We start from the raw sequence: 21,619 nt of genomic DNA on the forward strand, positions 1-21,619 counted from the left end.
ATGGTAGCATGGGGACAGGTATATGAAAAATATTTATAAAATTCATTAAGATAATATTTTATATATGGAAATCGGGGGAGAGCGTATGGATATGAAGCAGCTGCGATATTTTATCGCCATAGCGGAACACAAGCAGATTTCAGCAGCCGCCAAAAAGCTGCATATGGCCCAGCCACCGCTAAGCCAGCAGCTCAAGCACCTGGAGGAGGAGCTAGGGGTAACGCTGGTTGTCAGGCATGCACGCGGATTGGAGCTAACGGAAGCGGGGAGAGTTCTGTACAAGCATGCGCTGAATATGGAGAAGATGATGGACCAGACCCGCCTGGAGGTGAAGGAAACCGGAAGAGGTCTAAGAGGGAGGCTCGCGCTGGGTGTAAATACCTTGTCTTCGGAAGAGCTGCCCGGGCTTCTGGTGGAATACAAGGCGCGATATCCGGAAATGACCTATAAAATACAACAAAATGAGTCGGCGCAATTGTGCAGGCTGGTCAGGGAAAAGGCCATAGAGCTGGCCATTATCCGCTTTCCGGTCGATTTGAGCGATTTCAGCTATCTTCATCTTCAATCGGAACCGTTTTATTTTGTCACGGCTCTAAGCGGACCTCAGCCTCCAGAGGAGGTCAGCTACGAGTACATAGGCGGTTCTCCATTAATCCTGCCAAGCACGGATGGTCTAGGCCTATATCAGCAGATTGTGGATCAGCTCTCCCGCCGCGGACTGGAGCCCCATATCTTATGTGAATGCTCGGATATTGCCATGCTGCTCGAGCTGGTCGCTTCCGGCTTCGGTAGTGCGCTTCTACCCGAAGCGGTTCTGCGGCTGCACAGAAGGAGTGACATCCGGATCTGCCGGATCGCGGACGAGACGTGGACCGCTTCATCGGGCTTTATATGGCTGAAGGATCATTATTTGTCCCAGGGGGCAAAGCATTTTATCGAGCTGTGGCAGGAGCTTAAAGAAAAAAGGAAATGATTTGAAACTTTTCCTGTCTTAAGAGCGTATTAATTTATGAAGCTAACCTAAATGTCGAATAGGGGGATGCTCATGCTTTCCATATATTGGGGGTTTCTCATCACCGGAGTGCTGTTTGCGCTCATTACTGTCGTACTTGGCGATTTGCTTGGAAGCGCTTTGGATGGGATCTTTGATTTCATGTCGGCACACCATATGCATGCATTTCAACCGATGGTTATTTTTAGCGGGCTCACCGTATGGGGAGGAGCCGGCATATTGCTGACCAAGTACACGGTTTGGGGCACGGCTGCGGTGCTGGCAGGCTCCGCCGTATGTGCAGTCCTACTGTCTGTGCTCATTTACTTTCTGTATGTTAAGCCGATGAAAAACAGCGAAAATTCCGTCGCCTTTTCCATTCAGGATACCGTTGGCAAAATTGCGGAGGTATCCGTCACCATTCCTTCTGTCGGATATGGAGAAGTGATGCTTCGTATGGGAGCGGGCAACACGAACCAAATTGCCGCCAGCTATGAGGGGGAAGAAATCCAGACAGGCACGAAAGTAGTTACCGTAGAAGTCAAGGACGGTACACTGCTCGTAGCCCGTTTAGATAAATTGGAATAAAGGAGAAATGTCGTATGCCAGAACCTTTAGTTATACCTGCCATAGTAGTGGGTGTCATTATTGTCCTCGGTCTTGCGTTCTGGGCCCGCTACAAGACGGTAAGCCCGGACGAAGCTATGATTGTCACGGGTTCGTTCCTTGGAAGCAAGAACGTGATGACGGATGACTCCGGGCGTAAAATTAAAATTGTCCGGGGAGGCGGCGCATTTATATTGCCGATATTCCAGCAATCGCAGTTTTTGTCGCTGCTGTCACACAAGCTGGATGTGTCTACGCCGGAGGTATATACGGAGCAGGGGGTTCCTGTTATGGCCGACGGCGTCGCTATTATTAAAATCGGAGGCTCTGTAGAAGACGTCGCTACAGCGGCCGAGCAGTTTATGGGGAAACCGACGGAAGCGTTGAAGGGCGAAGCGCAGGAGGTGCTTGAAGGGCATCTGCGTGCCATTCTCGGATCGATGACGGTGGAGGAGGTATACCGGAACCGGGATAAATTCGCTCAAGAGGTGCAAGGCGTAGCGGCCAAGGATTTGAAAAAAATGGGTTTGCAAATCGTCTCGTTCACGATCAAGGATCTGCGCGATAAGCATGGCTACCTGGATGCCTTGGGGAAACCTCGGATTGCAGCGGTCAAGAGGGACGCGGACATAGCTGAAGCCGAAGCGCTTCGCGACGCGCGTATTCAGAAGGCAAGAGCGGAGGAAGAAGGCCAGAAGGCCGAGCTTCTTCGAGATACCAATATCGCGGAAGCGGCCAAGGATAAGGAGCTGAAGGTCGCTTCGTTCAAACGGGAGCAGGATACGGCCCGTGCGGAAGCGGATCAGGCTTATCATATCCATGAAGCCCGCGCGAAGCAAAGCGTGGTCGAAGAGCAGATGAAGATCGAGCTCGTCCGCAAGGAACGGGAGATTGATCTCGAAGCAAAGGAAATTCTCCGTCGCGAGAAGCAATATGACGCGGAAGTGAAGAAGAAGGCGGATGCCGACCGGTATGCCGTCGTGCAGGCGGCCGAAGCGGATAAAGCCAAACGCATTCATGAAGCTGATGCGATGAAATATCGCATTGAAGCGGAAGCGAAGGCGAATGCCGAGCAGAAGCGGCTGGAAGGTCTGGCTATTGCCGATGCGGAGCGTGCCAAAGGTACGGCGGAAGCAGAGGTTATCCGGCTGCGCGGTCTTGCGGAAGCGGAAGCCAAGCAGAAGCTGGCTGAGGCGTTCGAGAAGTTCGGCGAAGCAGCGGTGCTCGATATTATCGTCAAGATGCTGCCGGAGCTTGCCGGCAAGGTCGCGGAGCCTATTAAAGGCATCGACAAGCTGACGGTTGTAGATACCGGGCATGGGGAAGGCGCAGCGAGAGTCAGCAACTATGTGACCTCGCTGATGGCAACAGCGCCGGAGATGTTGAAAAATGTCAGCGGCATCGACCTGGAGAAGCTGGTCAAAGGCCTGACGAACCGAGGTGCTGGCACCCCGTCCGTCCCAACGCTGGAACAGAAGGCTGCCGCTTCGGCGGATGAACCTGGAACCGATTAGAAATAAAATGACCCGATAACCCGGACTCACGTACGATTTTGTACGGTGTCCGGGTTTTCTTTTTGGAGTAAACGAGCTATAGTAGTACTGTTTCTTAAGATTTGCATTCAGACAGGTACGATACATAGTAAAGGAGGTGTGTGAACATGTCGGTTAATTATTGCTCGTCCTGCGGCCATCCTATGGAGACGCGCCAGCTGGACGGTGTCGATCGGCGGGTTTGCACGAATTGCAATGCGGTTCATTGGGGGAATTACAGCATCGGTGTAGGAGCGCTGGTCATCAAGGATGATAAAGTGCTTCTGGTACGCAGAGCGCAGGAGCCCGGCAAAGGAAATTGGACGAACCCCGGAGGCTATATCGAGCAGCTGGAGCCGATAGAGGAGACGGTTGTGCGCGAGGTTCTGGAGGAGACCGGCGTTCATACGAAGGTGAAGGGGATCGTTGCCTTACGCGACCAGCCCCGCAATATTCATAATGTGTATATCGCTTTTGAAATGGAATATGTAGACGGAGAGCCGAAGGCCGATGGTGTCGAGGTGGACGGAGCCGGATTTTTCTCCCTGGAAGAAATGAAAACTATGCAGGTGGCCAATTTCACGAAGTGGCTTGTCGATGTAGCCGTGAACGGAAGGAATGACGGGCTGCTTCCGGATAAGGAAACGGACATCCCATTGAACGGAAATGGATTATTTCGGGTATAACTGGAAAAAAGTTTTTGGCAAGAGAGGAATTTGTCGATCTATTTAGAATATAAATAGTATTTAGAAAACTACTTGCTGCAGTCCATTCTCGAAAGGAGTCATGCAATGGTTACGTTACCTAAAAAGAACGAGCTTGGCTTTTTTGAAATTCGTCTGGAATCCATAGGGGGACTTGGTGCCAACCTGGCAGGAAAGATGCTGGCTGAAGCAGGAGTGGTAGGCGCCGGATTAAACGGCGTCAGCTTCTCCTCCTACGGTTCCGAGAAAAAAGGCTCTGCCGTCAAAGCGCATATTCGCTTCTGTGATAACGATACGAATATACGTGATACTTCGCCAGTGGAACGACCTCATGTGGTAGGGATCTTTCATGAATCATTATCCAAAACGGTAAATGTCGTAAGCGGGATCTACGAGGACAGCCTTGTGCTTGTCAATTCCGCCAAAGAGCCTGAAGAGCTCAAGGAGAAATTGAAAATGATGGGCGGTACCATTGCGGTTATCGACGCCATCGGCATTTCGATTGAAGAGAAGAACCGTGTGAATATGGCGATGTTAGGTGCATTGTTCCGGCTCTGTCCATTCCTGAATCCGGACACAATGAAGAACGTAATCCGCAAGTCTCTCGAGAAAAAATACCCGCAAGCCGTTCAACCGGCTCTAAATACGTTTGAAAGGGGTTACAACGAGGTTCGCTTCCAAACCTTCGAACTGCCGGAAGGCGCACAAATGCCTTCGTTTGTCCGTCAGGACACGCCGGTCCTGGGCTACGAAACACAGCCGATGGGCGGTCTTGTGACGAACCCGGGCAACAGCATTTTGAAGGATTTGAGCATTTCCCGCGCGGGAATGATGCCTCACTTCCACGATGACAAATGCATACACTGTGCTGCCTGTGATACGGTCTGCCCGGACTTTTGCTTCGTCTGGGACGAACAGCCTGATAAGAAGGGGCGGCCGCAGATGTTTTTGCAAGGCATCGACTATCAATACTGCAAAGGCTGTCTGAAGTGTGTACAGGCGTGCCCGACCGAAGCGCTGTCTAGCGCAAGGGAAACGGACGGTTATGCCGATCAGCATCGTATTCCGCATCGTTTTGATCTGGCCGTGAACGGATGAGCTTTCTGTCAATCAAGTAAACAGCTTACCTGAAAGGTGGAATTCCAGTTGGCAATTGAGATTAAGAAAGAGGTTTCTCAAGGTACAGTGGAGCAGCGTATTGTATATGAGTCAGGGAACGAAATGGCCGCTTATGCAGCGCATCAAATCAATTACCACATCATGGGATACTTTCCAATTTCACCATCTACAGAAGTAGCGCAATTCCTGGATCTGATGAAAGCTAACGGCCAGCATGACATAAAGCTGATTCCGGCGGATGGAGAGCATGGCTCGGCAGGCGTATGCTACGGTGCATCGACTGCGGGCGGCCGCGTGTTTAATGCGACAAGCGCCAACGGCTATTTATACATGCTCGAACAAATGCCGGTCCAGTCCGGAACCCGGTTTCCGATGGTCATGAACCTTGTATGCCGTTCCGTATCGGGTCCGCTCGATATTCACGGGGATCATTCCGACTTGTACTACGCTTTGAACACAGGCTGGCCTATCTTGATGTGCCGCGATCCTCAGGCTGTATATGATATGAACATCATGGCGCTGAAGCTTGCGGAAGACCCTGAAGTCCGTCTTCCGGTGCTGGTAGCTTCGGACGGTTATTTCACTTCCCACCAAAAACGCCGGGTACAAACCTTCGCCAATCGCGAGGACGTCCATGCCTTCGTGGGAGAAAGACCTCCTACAGGCTTTGCCGACACGCTGGATCGCGATCATCCGATTACCGTAGGTCCATACATGAATGAGCCGGATTACATCAACAACTGTTATCAGCAGTCCGTGGCAATGTACAACGCGGAGCATGTGTATGACCGGATTCGGCAAGAGTATGCCGTGCTGACGGGACGCGATTATCCTATTCTCGATTTGTACCGGATGGAGGATGCGGAGGTGGCCGTCTTCCTGATGAACTCGGCTTCAGAGATCATTAAGGATGTGGTCGATCAGCTGCGTGCTCAAGGCATTAAAGCCGGTTCCATAGCTCCGAATATGATTCGTCCGTTCCCGCAAAAGGCGATTGCCGAAGCGTTGAAGAACGTTAAAGCGGTCACGGTAGGCGACAGGGCGGACTCGTACGGCGGTCATGGCGGCAACATGGTCAACGAAATCAAGGCGGCATTGTTTACCCACGGCAACCGCGATACGATGGTTATAAGCCGCATCTACGGCTTGGGCGGCAAAGATTTTTATGCGGAGGATGGCCATAATCTGTTCCGGTTTGCTATAGAAGCCGTGGAAAAAGGCAAGGTAGAGGTGCCGTTTGATTACTACGGGCATACCCCTGGCGATCCGGCTAAAGCGCCGAAGCGGGTCTTGAATCCGATGAAATATGAGGACCTGAAAACAGGACTTATCACCGTTACTCCGGACGAAGCTACAGGCAAGCTGAATGTTCGGATTCCGCCGCTCCGTTCCTTAACCAAGAAGCCTAAGCGGATTGCGCCAGGGCACGGGGCCTGTCCGGGATGCGGGATTTTCTCGGGCCTGGAGCTATTCTTCAAGGGCATTGAAGGGGATATCGTAGCGTTGTTCCATACGGGCTGCGCAATGGTCGTAACGACCGGTTATCCTTATTCGGCGCACAAGGCCACTTACATTCACAATCTGTTCCAGAACGGCGCGGCTACGTTATCCGGCGTCGTCGAGATGTTCTGGGAGCGCAAGCGCAGGGGAGAGCTCGATGAGCTCAATCTGAAGGACGACTTCACCTTTGTTATGATTACAGGAGACGGCGGGATGGATATCGGTATGGGTCCTGCTATCGGAGCCGCGCTGCGGAACCATAAGATGATCATTCTGGAATATGATAATGAGGGCTATATGAACACGGGAGCCCAGCTGTCCTACTCGACGCCGATGGGCCATAGAACCTCGACGTCCAACGTAGGCTCCAAGCAGGGCGGCAAAGTATTCCACCATAAGGACACGGCACAAATTATGGCCGCGACTCATATTCCTTATGTGTTTACCGGTTCCGAAGCCTTCCCGCAGGACCTTGTCCGCAAGGCGGCCAAAGCCCAATGGTACGGGCAAAATGAAGGTTTGGTATACGGCAAAATCCTTATCGCCTGTCCGTTGAACTGGCTCTCCGAGGATCAGCAAGGCTCCAACATTGTCGGCGCCGCGGTGGACTCCTGTTTCTTCCCGTTATACGAGGTGGAACACGGAGTCACGAATATCACCTACAATCCGGAGGAGAAGAGCAAGAAGATCCCGTTATCCGACTGGCTGAAAACGATGGGCAAGACGAAGCATATGACCAAGCCGGAGTATGAAGAATCCTACAAGCTGTTCGAGGATGAAGTCGAACGCCGCTGGAACATGCTGAAGGCGAAGCATGAAAGCCCTTATCTATAAATTATCTGCTCCAAGCGCGAAAAAGGCACCATCTCCGATGGAGATCGTGCCTTTTCTATGTAAAGCCTTATAAATTGTGAGGAGGACATCCCGTTGCCGTTCGTATTGAAGCACGATAAAACGTCTCAAATCTTTACCTGCACTCTTATCAATTCTTATGAATTGGCGTACTACGGTACCAAGTTTTGGGATGATGAGGAGGAAGCCCGAGCTGCTTACAGTGATTTTTTACTTTCCCAGGGTGTGCTCGAAACCGGGGATTGGCAGCTGATGGAGCTATCGGATCATGATCTAAAGCTGTGCAATGTGAAGCTGAAGAATGATCCGCGCCTCATCCTCTCATTCAATGAGGAAACACAGAAGATGACTGTAAGTATTTCTCCGTAAGAATGGTAAGCAGCTGGATGCCGACTTCGTTATGACCGCCCTCGGGAATAATGATGTCGGCATATTTTTTGGACGGTTCAATAAACGCTTCGTGCATAGGCTTGACCGTTGTCAAATATTGATCGTACACCGATTGGATCGTCCGGCCGCGCTCTTGAATATCTCGGAGCACTCTTCGCAAAATGCGTACGTCAGGGTCCGTATCGACGAACACTTTGATGTCCAGAATCGTCCGGAGCTGCTCATCGGATAATACATGAAGACCTTCGATAATGACAATGGGATTAGGCTGAAGCTCTTTGGTTATATTTGAGCGGGAATGAGTAGAAAAATCATATGTCGGGGATGAAACCCGTTGATTTTGCTTGAGCTGCTTCAGATGCTCTATCAGCAATACATTATCGAACGCCAGCGGATGGTCGTAATTGATGGCTTCCCGTTCAGAAAAGCTCAGATGGCTGTGATCACAATAATAATTGTCTTGCGATATAAAGGTAACCTGGCTGCTGCCAAGCTTGTCGATAACCGACCGGGCAACGGTAGTTTTACCTGACCCTGTCCCTCCTGCGATACCGATGATAAGCATGAATAGTAGATCCCCCTTAAAATGTGTGCGTTATCCATAAGCTGATTTCTGGGCCTCATTTTCAGGTTTCTGAAGCTTCCAATCAGGGTAAAAAGAAACGAACGAGTTCTTGCAACTCAAGTATTGTAGCATAAACTCGCTCCGGTTTCGAGAACCTCATAATTGTTGTGAAACATGGCAAAATAAGCTTGTCTTTGGAAGTCAGTTAACTACGAAGAATTGAGGTGCAGAGAGATGAATACGCAAACGATTCAAAAACCGAAGGCGATGTACCCAGAGCTAAAGGATAAGGTAGCTGTTGTCACAGGCGCAGGCTCAGGTATCGGGAGAGCGACGGCTCTAGCGCTGGCAGCGCAAGGGGTTAAGGTAGGGCTGCTGGATCTGAAGGATAGCCGTACAGAGCAGGTCAAGAGCGAAATCGAAGCTTTGAATGCCGAAGCTCTTACTGCCGATGTCGACGTGTCTGACCCGGATCGAGTGAGGGAAGCGATAGAATCGGTCGCCAAGAAATGGGGAAAAGTCGATATCGTATTTGCCAATGCCGGTATTAACGGCGTGCTTGCGCCGATTGAAACGATGAATCCGGATGAGTGGGATCATACGCTTACGACGAATCTGAAAGGCACCTTCCTCACAGTAAAGTACGCGATTCCTTACATGAAAGAGCAGGGAGGCAGCATTATAGTCACGAGCTCCATTAACGGAAACCGTGTCTTCTCCAACTTCGGTATGTCCGCTTACAGCACATCCAAAGCGGGGCAAATGGCATTTGCCAAAATGGCTGCGCTGGAGCTGGCCCGCTACAAGATAAGAGTCAATGTCATTTGTCCGGGTTCTATCCAGACACATATCAGTGAAAGCACGCATCCGACGCCGGATTTGCAAAAAATCAAAATCCCCGTGAAATATCCGGAAGGAAACCAGCCTCTGGAGCATGCTCCAGGGCAGCCGGAACAGGTCGGAGATCTGGTCACCTTCCTGGCATCGAACGCATCAAGCCATATTACGGGTACAGAGCTGTTCATTGATGGCGCGGAATCTTTGATCTAGGCATATTAAGGAAGCCTTGACCTATAGGGATGGCCCCTTTAGGCAAGGCTTCTTTGTATGATCATCTTTGTGGGGCTATTTTTCGGGGCTCCCCGCAAAGTACCTGAATCAACTTCGAGGTCAATGCATCACTTTGTGGGGCTAATTTTTCGGGGCTCCCCGCAAAGTACTTGAATCAGCTTCGCAGCCAATGCCTCACTTTGTGGGGCTAAGTTATCATTAGGATTTCGCGGATATCCTGCTCGGATAAGGAGGATAAGGATCCCTCACCAGGCTGGATAATCTCATCGATCAGATGCTTCTTTCGTTGCTGCAGCTCGTACATTTTATCTTCCACGGTTCCCCGGCTGACGAGACGAATGACTTGCACAACGTTCTTCTGACCGAGACGGTGGGCACGGTCTGCCGCTTGCTGCTCGACAGCCGGATTCCACCATAAATCATACAGCACGACCGTATCCGCTCCGGTTAAGTTGAGACCCGTACCTCCCGCTTTCATGGAAATCAGGAACAAATCCCTCTCACCGTCATTAAATCGATTACACAGCTCTACACGTTCACGGGTAGGCGTGTCACCGTCCAGATAAAAATAGCGAATCCCCTGATACCCGAGCTCCTTGCCTATGAACTTCAGCATTTCTGTGAATTGAGAGAAAATGAGCATTCGCTTTCCCGCGCCGCGGCATTCCTCCACGATATCGAGAAGCTGCTCGAGTTTGGCGGAGCTGCCTGCATAATCTTCGACGAAGAGAGCGGGATGGCAGCATATTTGGCGAAGGCGCGTCAATCCGGCGAGTATTTTGATCCGGTTTTGCTGGAAGGTGTCCTCGTCCAGGTGCTTCAACGTTTCCTGCCGAAGCTTGGCCAAATAGGCTGCATACAGCTTCTTCTGCTCCGGCAGCAGCTCGGAGGCTTGCAACGACTCGATTTTCTCCGGCAGCTCCCGCAGGACATCCGTCTTTAACCTGCGCAGCAGAAAAGGTCTGACGCGGCGGGCCACTTGGTCCCGGGTTAGCTCGCTGAACGCTCTACGGCTGGCGAACAAGCCGGGGAAGACAGCGTCGAAGATGGACCAAAGCTCTTCCAAGCGGTTTTCTATCGGTGTCCCGGTAAGAGCAAACCGATATTGGGCCCGGAGCTCTTTTACAGCTTGTGCAGTCTGGGTTGTATGATTCTTGAATACCTGAGCCTCATCGAGGATCAGCGTATGAAACGACGGCTCCACATACATGGACAGGTCCCTTCGCAGCAGCGGATAGGATGTGATGATCACATCATACTGATGTGCGGCTTTTACCATACGGCTTCGCTCTGCCCGAGTGCCGTCCACAACAAGGGCCCGGAGCTCAGGAGCAAACTTGTTCAGCTCATGAAGCCAGTTATAGGTCAGCGAGGCCGGGGAAACAATGATGGCGGGCACCTTCTGGCTTCGGATTTCCGGGAGCACGGATACCAGGAAAGATATGCTTTGCAGCGTCTTACCAAGTCCCATGTCGTCAGCCAAAATACCACCGAAGCGGTAATGGGCTAGCGTCTTCAACCACTGATACCCGTACTTCTGGTAATCCCGCAGTACTGAATCCAGATTATCCGGAACGGGAAACTCAAGATGGTCCGGATTGCGCAGATTCTCCAGAAGTCTTCGGAATGATTTGCCCAGCTGAATCGAATGATTGCGGGTGTGGGAATCGGTCAAATGAAGCGCACGGGTGACAGGCAGCTGGAAGGCCGTTCCCTTAAGATCATTTTGGCGTAAACCGACTTCGTTCATGAAGTTCACGATCGCTTGGAACTCTTCGCTTTCCAGAGGCATCAAGGCGCCGTTCGGCAGTCTGTAGTACCTGCGCTTCTCCTCCAGAGACTGTATCAGTGAGCGGATTTCCGACTCAGGAATGCCCTGAATATCGAATTTGAATTCCAGCCAATCTGTACGCTCATCCACATCCACCATGATTTTCGGTGGAGGATTCGTAAGGAGAAGTCTGACTTTCACGGCGGAGGTTGCGTACACCTTGACGAGCTTTTCCAGCTCGGGAACGATATGGTACAGAAAATCGTATTCGCCTTCCTCGTCCTCCATGAAATAGCCACTTTCCGTCTTGACGAAGGCACTCTGGTCCATCAGCTCCAGAATGCGTCGTTCTTGTTCCCCGTCGCGCAAAAGGATATGGTCCGTCCCCCTATGAGGGCGATGTGACTCCAAAGGATTGATGACGATTTCGCCATAATGAAATTCCAGTCCGGCCAGGAGCCGGTCACGGACTCGATCCAGATACAGCTTGGCCTGTAAAGGCATCTGTGTAATGCGCTCCGTTACCGCCTTCGAAATATGGATGGAGCCGAGCTTCATGAGGCCAGGAATGACGGTTTCCATAAAGGATTCGATTTGTTCGGCTTGAATGAGGATCGTCTGCTTCTGAGAAGACTCCAGCATCTGCTTCAGCTGCGACAGCCTTTTGCAGGAATCCTCCTTCAGCTGGATCAACTTACCTTCTGACAACACGACTTCATAAGCTTCCATGACCATTAATCGATCCAAGCCTTTAACGGATAACACGTAATCCGTCGATGAACGATCGAATTCAAAGCTAACCGGCAGAGGCTCGCTGCTAAGCTGAAGCCCGTCAAGCAGGCGGCCGCCCATATCAAGCTTGACTGATGGAGCGGAAGAGAGCAGAGGGAGGAGCGTCCCCCAGAAAAAAGGCGGGATCGGGAGCAGACGATCGTTAGACTGATGCGGAACGGTTCCGGGTGTCCGGCCGGCTGTTTCCCGATACATGCTCTCATGCCGATGGATCTTGATCAATTGCCGAAACAGCGCATCGTGCTCCTGTTGAAAGCTGTGCAGCTTTGGATCATAAGTGAATTGCGCGGAAAATGTCACGGCTTCCCCGCGTTCAAGCCGGTCAAGAAAATCCCTTATATGCTGAACGATATATAACCGTTTGGGTCCCAGCCTGATTTCGATGCCGAACATATACTTGTGGTAGCCATAGGCGAAGGGCTTGCAAAGGATCTCCACTTGAAGGGGCTCCCTCTCATCCAGAAGGGACTTTGCTCGAACGGTTCGAAGCGGCTTCACGGCGAACAAGCCCAGCATGTCTCCCACGATATGTGCGTCTGCTGCTGCTGAACCGGTATCCGCAACGCTTGGAAGCTCTTCAGACTCGGACGAAGTCTCCTGGGGCTCAAGCTCAACCGTACCGTCACGGCGGGCTGCTTGAATGTACAGCAAGGCTGCGGCGATATGCTTACAATATTTGTCATAGGACTTCAGTGTGGGACAAGTACATTTTGCCAGAACATTGCCGCGGCGATCGAATTGTACCGTACAATGCAGAAGGTTCTTTTTGTCCTCGGCTACCTTGATTTCGAAGAGGGCCGTCCAGGGATCGTAATGGAACAAAGAGGCCTTACCTGCCCGATAATAGGCATCCCCTTTGTCGTAAGCAAGCTGGCCGCACAACTGCTTGATGACTTTGCTTGTCAATTGTAGGCTCATGGAATAAATCCTTTCTTTCGCTTCCGGTATCGTTATCTTCTATCATAGCAGAAATCCGGAGAAAGAAAAGAACGGATGTTCTTAGTCAGCAAGCATGGAACATTAGGGAGGATTGTGGTATGCTTCTTGAAAGCTTATTTTTATGCTCTCGCCTGAACTGCCCGGCAGAAGAGGATGATTCCACTGTCTAATAGTCTAAGGAGGGAATACTTATGAATGATTCATTTATTCACATCAAGTCCATAGATGGGGATTTAAAGCTGGTTCATAAAAAAAGAGACTTCGGTATTACCGTATCCACGAAGGAATTGGTCTACCAGAAGCCGCATGTCAACTATCACATCAAGCTCGAAGATATCGTCAGTATCGTCCCTTTTGACATAGCCGAATTGAAAGCTATCACATTCAAAAACCGCCGCAATCAAGGAAGTGAATTGATGAACATGTCAGCAGGCATGCCTCATTACAAAATTCATGCTCAACAAGCGATTCTGCACAATCGCAGCGGCATCTTTCCACTCGGATCGGCACAATTCATTCTTCCCATTCATCATGATCTGCTGCTGGCTATCTCTCAATACAGCGGTCTTAGTGCGGTAGTCTAACATTATTGGAATGCCGCGACATGATTCCTAACGAATCTTTATAACAAATTGGGCCTCAGGAATCCAGCGCTGCTTATAGAAGTCGCGGCCTCTGATCGTCACTGAATCTTTTCTGACTTCTATGTACAAGCCTTCGCTGGCTTCGGGCTCCAATGGTTTTTCGGCCCCGCTGGCATCACCGGTCCATGGCTGTTCAACAGAAGAAGAGTTGACTATGACAAACCGGTTTTTCACCAAGGTATCAGGTAGCTTCAACTCCCAATGAGTATGTCCCGTGAACAGAATGACCTGAGGGTATTTGGACAATATCTTTTTTAATTGCTCGTGCTGGATCACGGCTCTGTTATTGACGCAGCAGCCGGTGGTTCCGGAGACGGTATTCGGCAGGGGTTGGTGTAGGAAGACAAAGATCGGCTGGTGATTCGAGGCCTCCTTCTGCAGCGCCGTCTGCAGCCAATCCAGCTGCCCAGGGGATAAATAAGCATCCTCGCGATTCTCGCTGTCCGATTGCCGGTACTGCTCGGAACCGAGGAAAATGAAAGAATAACCCTTCAACCGCTTTTTGTAATACACAGCTGGCTCCCCGTTAAACTTTAAAAAACGCCCGATAGAAGCCTTCTCCGTCTCCCCGTTGGGAAAGCCTGCTTCGCTCCATTGCCCTTCTGCTCCATGCCAAGCCTGATAATATTCGTGATTCCCCATAGTTGAGTAAACTGCGTCCGGATGCGGTGAGCGGTTAAGCAGCTCCTGCAGCTTATCATAATCCTCCTGCCGGCCATCGGTTAAATCGCCGTTCAAGATCAGCGCATCTTCCTCCGGGTTAATACGGTGCAGGTCGGTTAATGCCGCTTTGAATTTGTCCTGCGCTCGGGTATCCCACGATTGGATGTGAATATCGCTAAGTACGGAAAAAGACAGGATCGGCTTTTCTTCAGCCTGTGATGCGGCTTGCGGGGACGACAACAGGATACCAATGATTAACGTGACGTACAATGTCCTTTTCTTCATAGGTCTGCCTCCTCTGCCTTAATTACCCGTAGTATTTGCAGAAAGAAACGTTTTGTTCCGCGCTAGGCACCTTCCTGCCGCTTTCTCCTTATCCTTTGTTACTTGCTGAACAGCTGACTTGCGTACAAGTCGTGGTCGGCAAGACTTCTTGTTTTAGCCTAATGCTTGAATGTTCGAAGAATGTAAGCTCCGTATAGAGTTTTGATGAAGCGGATAAAGAGGTAAAAAGGTTCAAAAATATGGTTATTTTGGCTTATGGGCTTTGAAACGGAGGTTTTATAACAGGGAATGGAAGTGATTTTTGAGACTTTTTACACGGACGGAAAGACTTTCGAACCAATGTTCGCCATAACTTCATCCATTTGATTTTAGGATTGTTGGTGAATACCCATTTCACAGATTTGCCTTTATTCTTAAAGATGGTTTGGTATCAACATCAACATGAAACAACAAATTTCGACACCGACGAAGAAGAGAGGGCATAAGCAGGATGAAGATGTTGCGTTGGATGGCAGTCTCGATGGCCTTATTTACGGGCTTATCTGGAACTGCGTGGGGTCAGCCGGTTGAAAAACCGCTTTTTCAAGATGTGAAGGGACATTGGGCGGAACAAACGATTACACGATTGGTAGATGAAGGAATATTGGACGGTTTTCCGGACGGGACCTTCCGGCCGAATGATCCTGTAACGGCAGATCAGTTTATTAAAATGCTGCTGCTGTCGTACACCCAGGTATATCCGAATGGAGAACGCAAATGGACAAATGAGTTCACACAGTCATTAAGCGCAGGGAACCGTAACATTTTGCAGCAGGATTACCGGAACTTTGATTTTAAACCGAGTACGGTAGGCTATTGGGCGAAGCCTTACATCGATTTGGCCAGCGATCTGCAGTTTATAAGCAAAAGCCAATTTCCGGATTTCAAAGCAAAGCTGAAGCGTGAGCAGGTTGCCGAGGTCATTTACTATACGGCGAAGGAAACCGAGTATTTGGAAAATGAACAGTACAGCATGGCGGCAGCGGCTGTCATGGGGGACCTTCAGAGCGCGAAGCCGCGCGAGCAGAGGTTTGTTGCCGAAGCCTATGCGAAAGGAATCATGGAAGGTTATCCGAACGGGTATTTCGGAATCGGCCGTGAAGTGACGCGGGCGGAAGCGCTGACCATATTGGAAAGAATTATACATAAAGATAAGCGTATCAGCGTGAAGACGGCGGATAACTCATTGGAGAAGATCGTTCCTGCCAAAGACGGAAGCTACAAGAAGCTGATTTTTCCCGATCAGAAAATGCTGAAGGCTTATGATGTGCTGCAGGAAGCGGCAAAACGCCGGGGAACGAACTATGATCTGGAGGAGACGACGCTCAAGCTGTATAAGGATGCGGAAGCGAAAGCGAAGGACTTGAGTAAATCCAGCGCCTCTGCCGTATCGGGTGAAGAGGTATCCTTGTGGCTGGAGCCGGAGTATAAAACCTACGGTGTCACGGTGCATGTGCAAGAGGGGATGCTGGCAAGGAATCAGGAAGCGATCAAGACGTTCACGAATTACTTGTTCTCATTCGATGCGATGGCATTCGATGATTTGTTCCTGCAGGTCTATAATCAGGTAGTTCTAGGCCAGGCTGTGGAAACGCATACTGTACAGGTCGGAGCCTATGCTGTTGAGGTGCATGTTGAAAGCGACGGCGAGACGATAGTATTCTCCATATTGGAGAAAAACGGATAAGGAATAACTACCGGCAAATAAACAAAAGACATGCTCTAAGCACCGCAATGATGCTTTAGGGCATGTCTTTTTTTAGAGCAAAGCCGTTATTTCTACGAGAGCCTGATGTGAGTCTTATTCATTGGAAAGCTTTAAGGTTTCAATCAGCTTGAAGAACAAGCTGAGCAGGATAGCAATAATGGTAGCGAGCGCCATTCCTTTGAGGGCGAAGCTGCCAATAGTCACCGTAGCCCCGCTGATTCCGATAACCAGTACAATGGTCGTCAAAATCAGGTTGGTCGCTTTGGAATAGTCGACCTTGGTCTCTACCAGCATCCGGATCCCCGAAGCCGCGATAACTCCGAACAGCAGCAGGGATACGCCTCCCATAACGGGAGTTGGGATTGTAGTAATCAAGGCTGCCAGCTTTCCGCAGAACGAGAGCAGGATGGCAAGGACGGCCGCTCCCCCGATAACCCAAGTGGAGTATACGCGGGTTAAGGCCATAACGCCGATATTTTCGCCATATGTAGTGTTGGGAGTAGAGCCTGCGAAGCCGGATATGACGGTCGAAATTCCGTTGCCGAGCAAAGAGCGGAACAACCCGGGCTCTTTGGACAAATCTTTGCCGACGATATTGCTTGTTACAATCAGGTGGCCGATATGCTCGGCGACTACGACCAGAGCGGCAGGAGCGATGATGGCAATAGCGCTTGGGCTGAATTCCGGCTTGTAATAAGTAGGCCAGGATAACAGGGATGCTTGAGCTACCGCATCGAACTTCACATAACCTAGGAAGTAGGCTACGATATAACCGCATATGATGCCAACGAGAATTGGAATGATCTTAAGAAAGCCGCGGAACATGACGTTGCCTATGATCGTAATCAGCAATGTTACCGTTGCGATCAGTATCGCGTTCGGATCGAAGCTCCAATCTGCAGGTGCGTCGGCAGGCTTGATGTAACCGGCCATTCCGGCTGCCGTCGGCACCAGCTCCAGACCGATAACCGCAACGATAGCTCCCATGGCTGCCGGAGGAAAGACGACATCGAGCCAGCCGGTGCCTATAAATTTGATCAGCAACGAGATCAGGATGAAGATGATACCGGTTACGATGAAGCCGCCAAGCGCCGCACCATAGGACTGACTTGACAGGACAACGAAGACCGGGGACAGGAAGGCGAAGCTGGACCCGAGGAAGGCGGGAATTCTGCCCTTGCACAGGAGCAGGTAGAGCAGGGTTCCAATACCGTTCATCAGCAGGATGGTTGCCGGGTCTACCTTGAACAATAAAGGCACCAGGACATTGGAGCCGAACATCGCAAACAAATGCTGTAAGCTCAGAGGGATGCTCTGTAGCAGCGGCGGACGTTCGTCAACTTGAATTTCACGTTGCAGCATAATGACACTCCTTGAGATAGAATAATTTCGGATCTAAAAACACTTTCATTATAGTATCAGAAGAAAGTGTCGTTTGGAATCGGTTTTTTAAAATTTTTGTCACATTCGATGTCATGGATCATCCTATATACTTGGACTTTACGTGAGGTGTTCGATTGGATATAATTATTTTTATTGGTAAATAATTTGTCTGTAAAAGAAGTTTAGGGCAGCTAATGGCTGCCCTTTGCGCTGGGAGAGTGAACTATGGCCTATCAGATGGACTCATCGCTAACGGAAGGATCTATTGGAAAAAAGCTTTTTTTATTTTCGCTGCCCTTGCTAATGGGGAACGTTCTTCAATCGCTGAACGGAACGATCAATTCCATATGGGTTGGCAACTATTTGGGTGAGAGCGCCTTCGCCGCTACATCCAATGCAAACAATATTATGTTTTTTCTGCTGAGCCTGGTGTTTGGTATCGGAATGGCTTCTACGATCCTGATCGGACAGAGCGTAGGAGCGCAGGATGAAACGCAGGCTAAGAGGGTAGTCGGCACAAGCGCCTTGTTCTTTCTATTATTGTCTTTGGTAATAACCGCCATTGGCTTGGTGTTTTCCCCGGCCATCCTGCGCGGGATGAATACACCGCCTGACGCTATGGATTTTGCCATTTCGTATTTACGTATTATTTTCATCGGCTTGCCGTTTATGTACGTGTACAACTTTATCATGATGATCATGCGCGGAGCGGGAGACGCAAGAACGCCGTTTTATTTTCTATTAATCTCCACGTTCCTGGATATCGTGTTGAATCCGCTGTTCATTTTCGGCTGGGGACCCGTCCCGGCTTTAGGAATATCCGGCTCTGCCGTCGCGACGGTCATCGCACAGTTTGCCAGCCTGGTGTGTCTTATCATATTCCTCTATCGTAAAAAGCATTATTTAAGAATCACACGCGAGGATTTGCCTTATCTGAGATTTGACGGTCAAATTATCGGATCGCTTGTAAAAAAAGGCGTGCCGATGGGGCTGCAAATGCTGATCGTGTCAACAAGCGCTATCGCGGTAATTAACCTGGTTAACGGTTATGGCTCCGTGGCTACGGCGGCTTTTGGCGCGGCGATGCAGCTATCGAGCTACGTTCAGATGCCGGCCATGGCTATAGGCGGAGCGGTCTCGACACTGGCGGCGCAAAATGTGGGAGCGGGCAAGTGGGATCGCGTCCATAAAACGACGATGATGGGGATTATGATCAATTTCGTCATGACCGGCGTATTGGTCGGTCTGATCTATCTGTTCAATAAGCAGGCGCTCGGTCTTTTCCTGAATGATCAGGAAGCGATCGACATCGGGATGCGTATCAACCTGATTACCCTGTGGGGCTTTATTCTGTTCGGCATTACATTTGTCGTGTCCGGGGTCGTTCGGGCAACCGGGGCGGTTATGGTGCCGTTGTTTACAACGTTCCTGGCCTTATGGTGTATTCGGATTCCTATTTCGTACTTTTTGAGCGGAAAATACGGCTTGGATGCCATCTGGTGGAGCTTCCCTATCGGATTTACGATCGGTATTATACTCTCGATCTGGTACTACGTGTGGGGGAACTGGAAGGATGCCAAGATGCTCACAGCGAAGAAGACGCAGGCAGCGAACTAACTCAGGTGCAGTACAGATTCACACCAAAGAAGTCCTTATTAAGAAGGGCTTCTTTTTTTATAGGTGTAAGCGTACATTTGTTCGTCTTGTTGTTGTTTTTATGGTACAATATAGCAATACATCCTGCTATACTTCATGGGGCGGACAAAGGAGTTTATTAAGTTATGACGGGAAGAACCCACTTGATAGTTAGTACTGGGGTGACCTTATCGATCCTGCAAATGACCGGTCAAGGCGTTACGATCCCTGCAGCTGCCGTAGCGATAGTCAGCTCGCTGCTGCCCGATATAGACGAACCTAACAGTCTGCTGCTGCAAAAAACATTGCCCAAAGGGCTGCTGACCAAACTAAGATGGCTGTTCGCTCTGGCTAGTATCGGATTTATGATCTATGCTTACTGGGAATCGTTTCTTACTCCGTACAGCTATGCTGCCGGCGCCTTGTTATTGATCATGTGTCTTGTGAATCAGCGGGCGTTTCGCCAGCTGCTTATGATTCTTTTGGGAGGGCTGCTGCTGTATCTGGGCGCTTTTGCAGGACCTTGGCTAGGAACAGTCGGAGCTCTGCTGATGATATGCGCCATTCTTCCGCACAGGGGATTAACCCACTCCATCTACGGGATTCTGATGTGGGGAGGTCTGCTTTATTATGCCTCGACGGTGCTTGGCGTTACATTATGGATTGCCGGCTCTCTATCTTACTCGATTCATCTGGTATGCGATGTGCTTACGAAGCAGGGGATTCATCCGTTCCCGCCATCCAAGTGGAAGCTGGTTATTCCTCTAATGAGTACCGGGAAATTCAGCGGCTTTCTAGTGGAAAGCCTCTGCATTACGTTGACCTTCGTCCTCGCGTGGAGAGCATTTGTCATTCCTATGGGACAAGCCGGCTTCGGATTATGGGAACAGGTCAAGAGCGCTATTACGGGTTAATAGAACGATTGAAATGAACTAATTGTATGGATGGCCGGACTATCGAACGAGTAAAACCAGACTGAGGGCTCGCCAATATGCGGCAATCAAAAGAGATATTCCAATTATCAGACAATAGTGGAGTGGAGCAGGAGCAAGCCATCAGGCCATGGAAAAGGCTTGGTGGCTGTTTCTATAGGTGACCATAGGGGAAGCAGCTTACGGCAAGGATAGTTAGAGTGGTTCAGGTCAGTCATTTTCAATGCTGGTTCACAAAGCTATAATGAGGGGAGATTCTTCAGCACTACTACCATAATCCAAGGGGAAGCATCCCCTTTGAAGGAGGATAACAACTATGAATCCGTTTCAATTCCACAACCCGACCCGCATCATGTTCGGCAGCGGGATGCTCGACCAACTAGGCAGTGCCGTATCGCAATACGGCAGTAAAGTGCTGCTCGTCTATGGCGGCGGAAGCATCAAAACGACCGGTTTGTACGACCGGATTATGCGTCTGCTTCAGCAAGCAAGCGTTGAGGTGCACGAGCTTCCGGGCGTGGAACCGAATCCGCGTGTAAGCACGGTTAGAAAAGGTATCTCTATATGCCGGGAATACAGCATTCCATTTATTCTTGCGGTAGGCGGAGGGAGTGTGCTCGATGCCGCAAAAGCGATCGCAGTCGGTGTACCTTATGAAGGGGATGTCTGGGATTTTTTCATGCGGAAGGCAGACATCCATTCCGCTCTTCCTTTGGGGACGGTACTTACTTTATCGGCAACGGGCTCAGAGATGAACGGAAGCGCTGTAATTACCAACTGGGAGGATCAGCTGAAGAAAGCGATTGGAAGTATTCATTGCTATCCGGCTTTCAGTATATTGGACCCCGCTCTTACTTATACCGTTCCTCGCAATCAGACTGTGAACGGTATTGTCGATATGATGTCTCACGTATTCGAGCAATATTTCAGCCGGACGACGAATACGCCTCTTCAGGAACGCTTCTGTGAATCTATTCTTCAAACCGTTATCGAAAATGGAGAAAAAGCTCTTCATAACCCGGAACATGAAGAAGCCAGAGCGAATCTGATGCTTTGCGGCACGTATGCTCTGAATGGGGGGATGATCAGTGTTGGCATGGAAAATGACTGGGCAACCCATATGATTGAGCATGAGGTCAGTGCGATATATGATATAGCCCATGCTGAAGGGCTGTCGGTATTGTTCCCGAACTGGATGAAATACGTCTACAAAGAGAGGCTGGACCGATTTGTTCAATTTGCCGTTCGGGTGTGGCAGGTCGATCCTGCGGGCAAATCCGATGAGCAGATCGCACTCGAAGGGATTCAGGCAACACGCGATTATTTCACCAGAATCGGGGCTCCCAGCCGTCTGAGCGAGCTGAACATCGACGCCAAGGAGCTGGACCGGATGGCCAAAGAAACCGTTCGTTTCGGTCCTGTCGGCTCTTTCAAGGCTCTGCACGAATCGGATGTACGATCCATCCTGGAGATGAGCCTGTAAGTCATGTCTGTATGA

General features: G+C 50.2%; 17 protein-coding genes. 13 read left to right on the plus strand and 4 right to left on the minus strand.

Annotated features, from left to right (window positions below; genetic code table 11):
* Positions 1 to 91 precede the first annotated feature (91 nt).
* The 7 genes from B1728_RS05965 to B1728_RS05995 all read left to right on the plus strand — a co-directional run bounded on the left by B1728_RS05965 (position 92) and on the right by B1728_RS05995 (position 7,673).
* Positions 92 to 973, plus strand: a complete 882-nt coding sequence (locus tag B1728_RS05965; RefSeq protein WP_306293510.1) for a LysR family transcriptional regulator — start codon at positions 92 to 94, stop codon at positions 971 to 973.
* Positions 974 to 1,045: 72 nt separating this feature from the next.
* Positions 1,046 to 1,579: an NfeD family membrane protein gene (locus B1728_RS05970; RefSeq protein ID WP_079909268.1), complete on the plus strand. Its 534-nt coding sequence runs from the start codon at positions 1,046 to 1,048 to the stop codon at positions 1,577 to 1,579.
* Between the two features lie 14 nt (positions 1,580 to 1,593).
* Positions 1,594 to 3,111, plus strand: a complete 1,518-nt coding sequence (locus tag B1728_RS05975; protein WP_079909269.1) for a flotillin lipid rafts scaffold protein FloT — start codon at positions 1,594 to 1,596, stop codon at positions 3,109 to 3,111.
* 146 nt (positions 3,112 to 3,257) lie between these two features.
* Positions 3,258 to 3,815, plus strand: coding sequence for an NUDIX hydrolase (locus B1728_RS05980; protein ID WP_079909270.1), 558 nt, complete (start codon positions 3,258 to 3,260; stop codon positions 3,813 to 3,815).
* 105 nt (positions 3,816 to 3,920) lie between these two features.
* Positions 3,921 to 4,931, plus strand: coding sequence for a 2-oxoacid:acceptor oxidoreductase family protein (locus B1728_RS05985; protein ID WP_079909271.1), 1,011 nt, complete (start codon positions 3,921 to 3,923; stop codon positions 4,929 to 4,931).
* 48 nt (positions 4,932 to 4,979) lie between these two features.
* Positions 4,980 to 7,286 carry a thiamine pyrophosphate-dependent enzyme gene (locus tag B1728_RS05990; RefSeq protein ID WP_079909272.1) on the plus strand — a complete coding sequence of 769 codons (2,307 nt, stop codon included), beginning with the start codon at positions 4,980 to 4,982 and terminating at the stop codon, positions 7,284 to 7,286.
* Positions 7,287 to 7,379: 93 nt separating this feature from the next.
* On the plus strand, positions 7,380 to 7,673 hold the full coding sequence (locus B1728_RS05995) for a hypothetical protein (protein WP_079909273.1): 294 nt from the start codon (positions 7,380 to 7,382) through the stop codon (positions 7,671 to 7,673).
* Here the strand turns inward: B1728_RS05995 and udk are convergent.
* Positions 7,630 to 8,259 (minus strand): uridine kinase, encoded by a 630-nt coding sequence (gene udk / locus B1728_RS06000; RefSeq protein WP_079909274.1) that lies wholly within the window; start codon positions 8,257 to 8,259, stop codon positions 7,630 to 7,632. The two genes, B1728_RS05995 and udk, sit on opposite strands and share 44 nt — an antisense overlap.
* A 234-nt stretch (positions 8,260 to 8,493) precedes the next feature.
* Between udk and B1728_RS06005 the strand changes: the two genes are divergently transcribed.
* Positions 8,494 to 9,309 (plus strand): SDR family oxidoreductase, encoded by an 816-nt coding sequence (locus B1728_RS06005; RefSeq protein ID WP_079909275.1) that lies wholly within the window; start codon positions 8,494 to 8,496, stop codon positions 9,307 to 9,309.
* A gap of 208 nt (positions 9,310 to 9,517) precedes the next feature.
* Here the strand turns inward: B1728_RS06005 and B1728_RS06010 are convergent, their stop codons facing one another.
* A complete protein-coding gene (locus B1728_RS06010) occupies positions 9,518 to 12,811 on the minus strand; it encodes a DEAD/DEAH box helicase (protein ID WP_079909276.1) in 3,294 nt (1,097 codons plus the stop codon).
* A 212-nt stretch (positions 12,812 to 13,023) separates the two neighbouring features.
* On the opposite strand from B1728_RS06010, the gene B1728_RS06015 reads away from it, so the two are divergent.
* Entirely contained in the window at positions 13,024 to 13,416 is a 393-nt protein-coding gene (locus B1728_RS06015) for a hypothetical protein (protein ID WP_079909277.1), read from the plus strand.
* A gap of 27 nt (positions 13,417 to 13,443) precedes the next feature.
* On the opposite strand, the gene B1728_RS06020 is transcribed toward B1728_RS06015, so the two are convergent.
* Positions 13,444 to 14,424, minus strand: a complete 981-nt coding sequence (locus B1728_RS06020; protein ID WP_079909278.1) for a metallophosphoesterase family protein — start codon at positions 14,422 to 14,424, stop codon at positions 13,444 to 13,446.
* Between the two features lie 490 nt (positions 14,425 to 14,914).
* On the opposite strand from B1728_RS06020, the gene B1728_RS06025 reads away from it, so the two are divergent.
* Complete coding sequence (locus B1728_RS06025; protein ID WP_079909279.1) at positions 14,915 to 16,150, plus strand: S-layer homology domain-containing protein; 1,236 nt, start codon at positions 14,915 to 14,917, stop codon at positions 16,148 to 16,150.
* A gap of 114 nt (positions 16,151 to 16,264) precedes the next feature.
* On the opposite strand, the gene uraA is transcribed toward B1728_RS06025, so the two are convergent.
* The gene (uraA, locus tag B1728_RS06030) at positions 16,265 to 17,533 is read right to left on the minus strand and encodes a uracil permease (protein WP_079909280.1); all 1,269 of its coding nucleotides are present in this window, start codon (positions 17,531 to 17,533) and stop codon (positions 16,265 to 16,267) included.
* Positions 17,534 to 17,779: 246 nt separating this feature from the next.
* Between uraA and B1728_RS06035 the strand changes: the two genes are divergently transcribed.
* From B1728_RS06035 to B1728_RS06045, 3 genes are all read left to right on the plus strand, one after another.
* The gene (locus tag B1728_RS06035; protein ID WP_079909281.1) at positions 17,780 to 19,171 is read left to right on the plus strand and encodes an MATE family efflux transporter; all 1,392 of its coding nucleotides are present in this window, start codon (positions 17,780 to 17,782) and stop codon (positions 19,169 to 19,171) included.
* Positions 19,172 to 19,335: 164 nt separating this feature from the next.
* The gene (locus B1728_RS06040; protein ID WP_079909282.1) at positions 19,336 to 20,103 is read left to right on the plus strand and encodes a metal-dependent hydrolase; all 768 of its coding nucleotides are present in this window, start codon (positions 19,336 to 19,338) and stop codon (positions 20,101 to 20,103) included.
* Between the two features lie 334 nt (positions 20,104 to 20,437).
* Positions 20,438 to 21,604: an iron-containing alcohol dehydrogenase gene (locus B1728_RS06045; protein ID WP_079909283.1), complete on the plus strand. Its 1,167-nt coding sequence runs from the start codon at positions 20,438 to 20,440 to the stop codon at positions 21,602 to 21,604.
* Positions 21,605 to 21,619 lie beyond the last annotated feature (15 nt).

Source organism: Paenibacillus sp. 32352 (assembly GCF_002042965.1).
GTDB lineage: Bacteria > Bacillota > Bacilli > Paenibacillales > NBRC-103111 > Paenibacillus_S > Paenibacillus_S vulneris.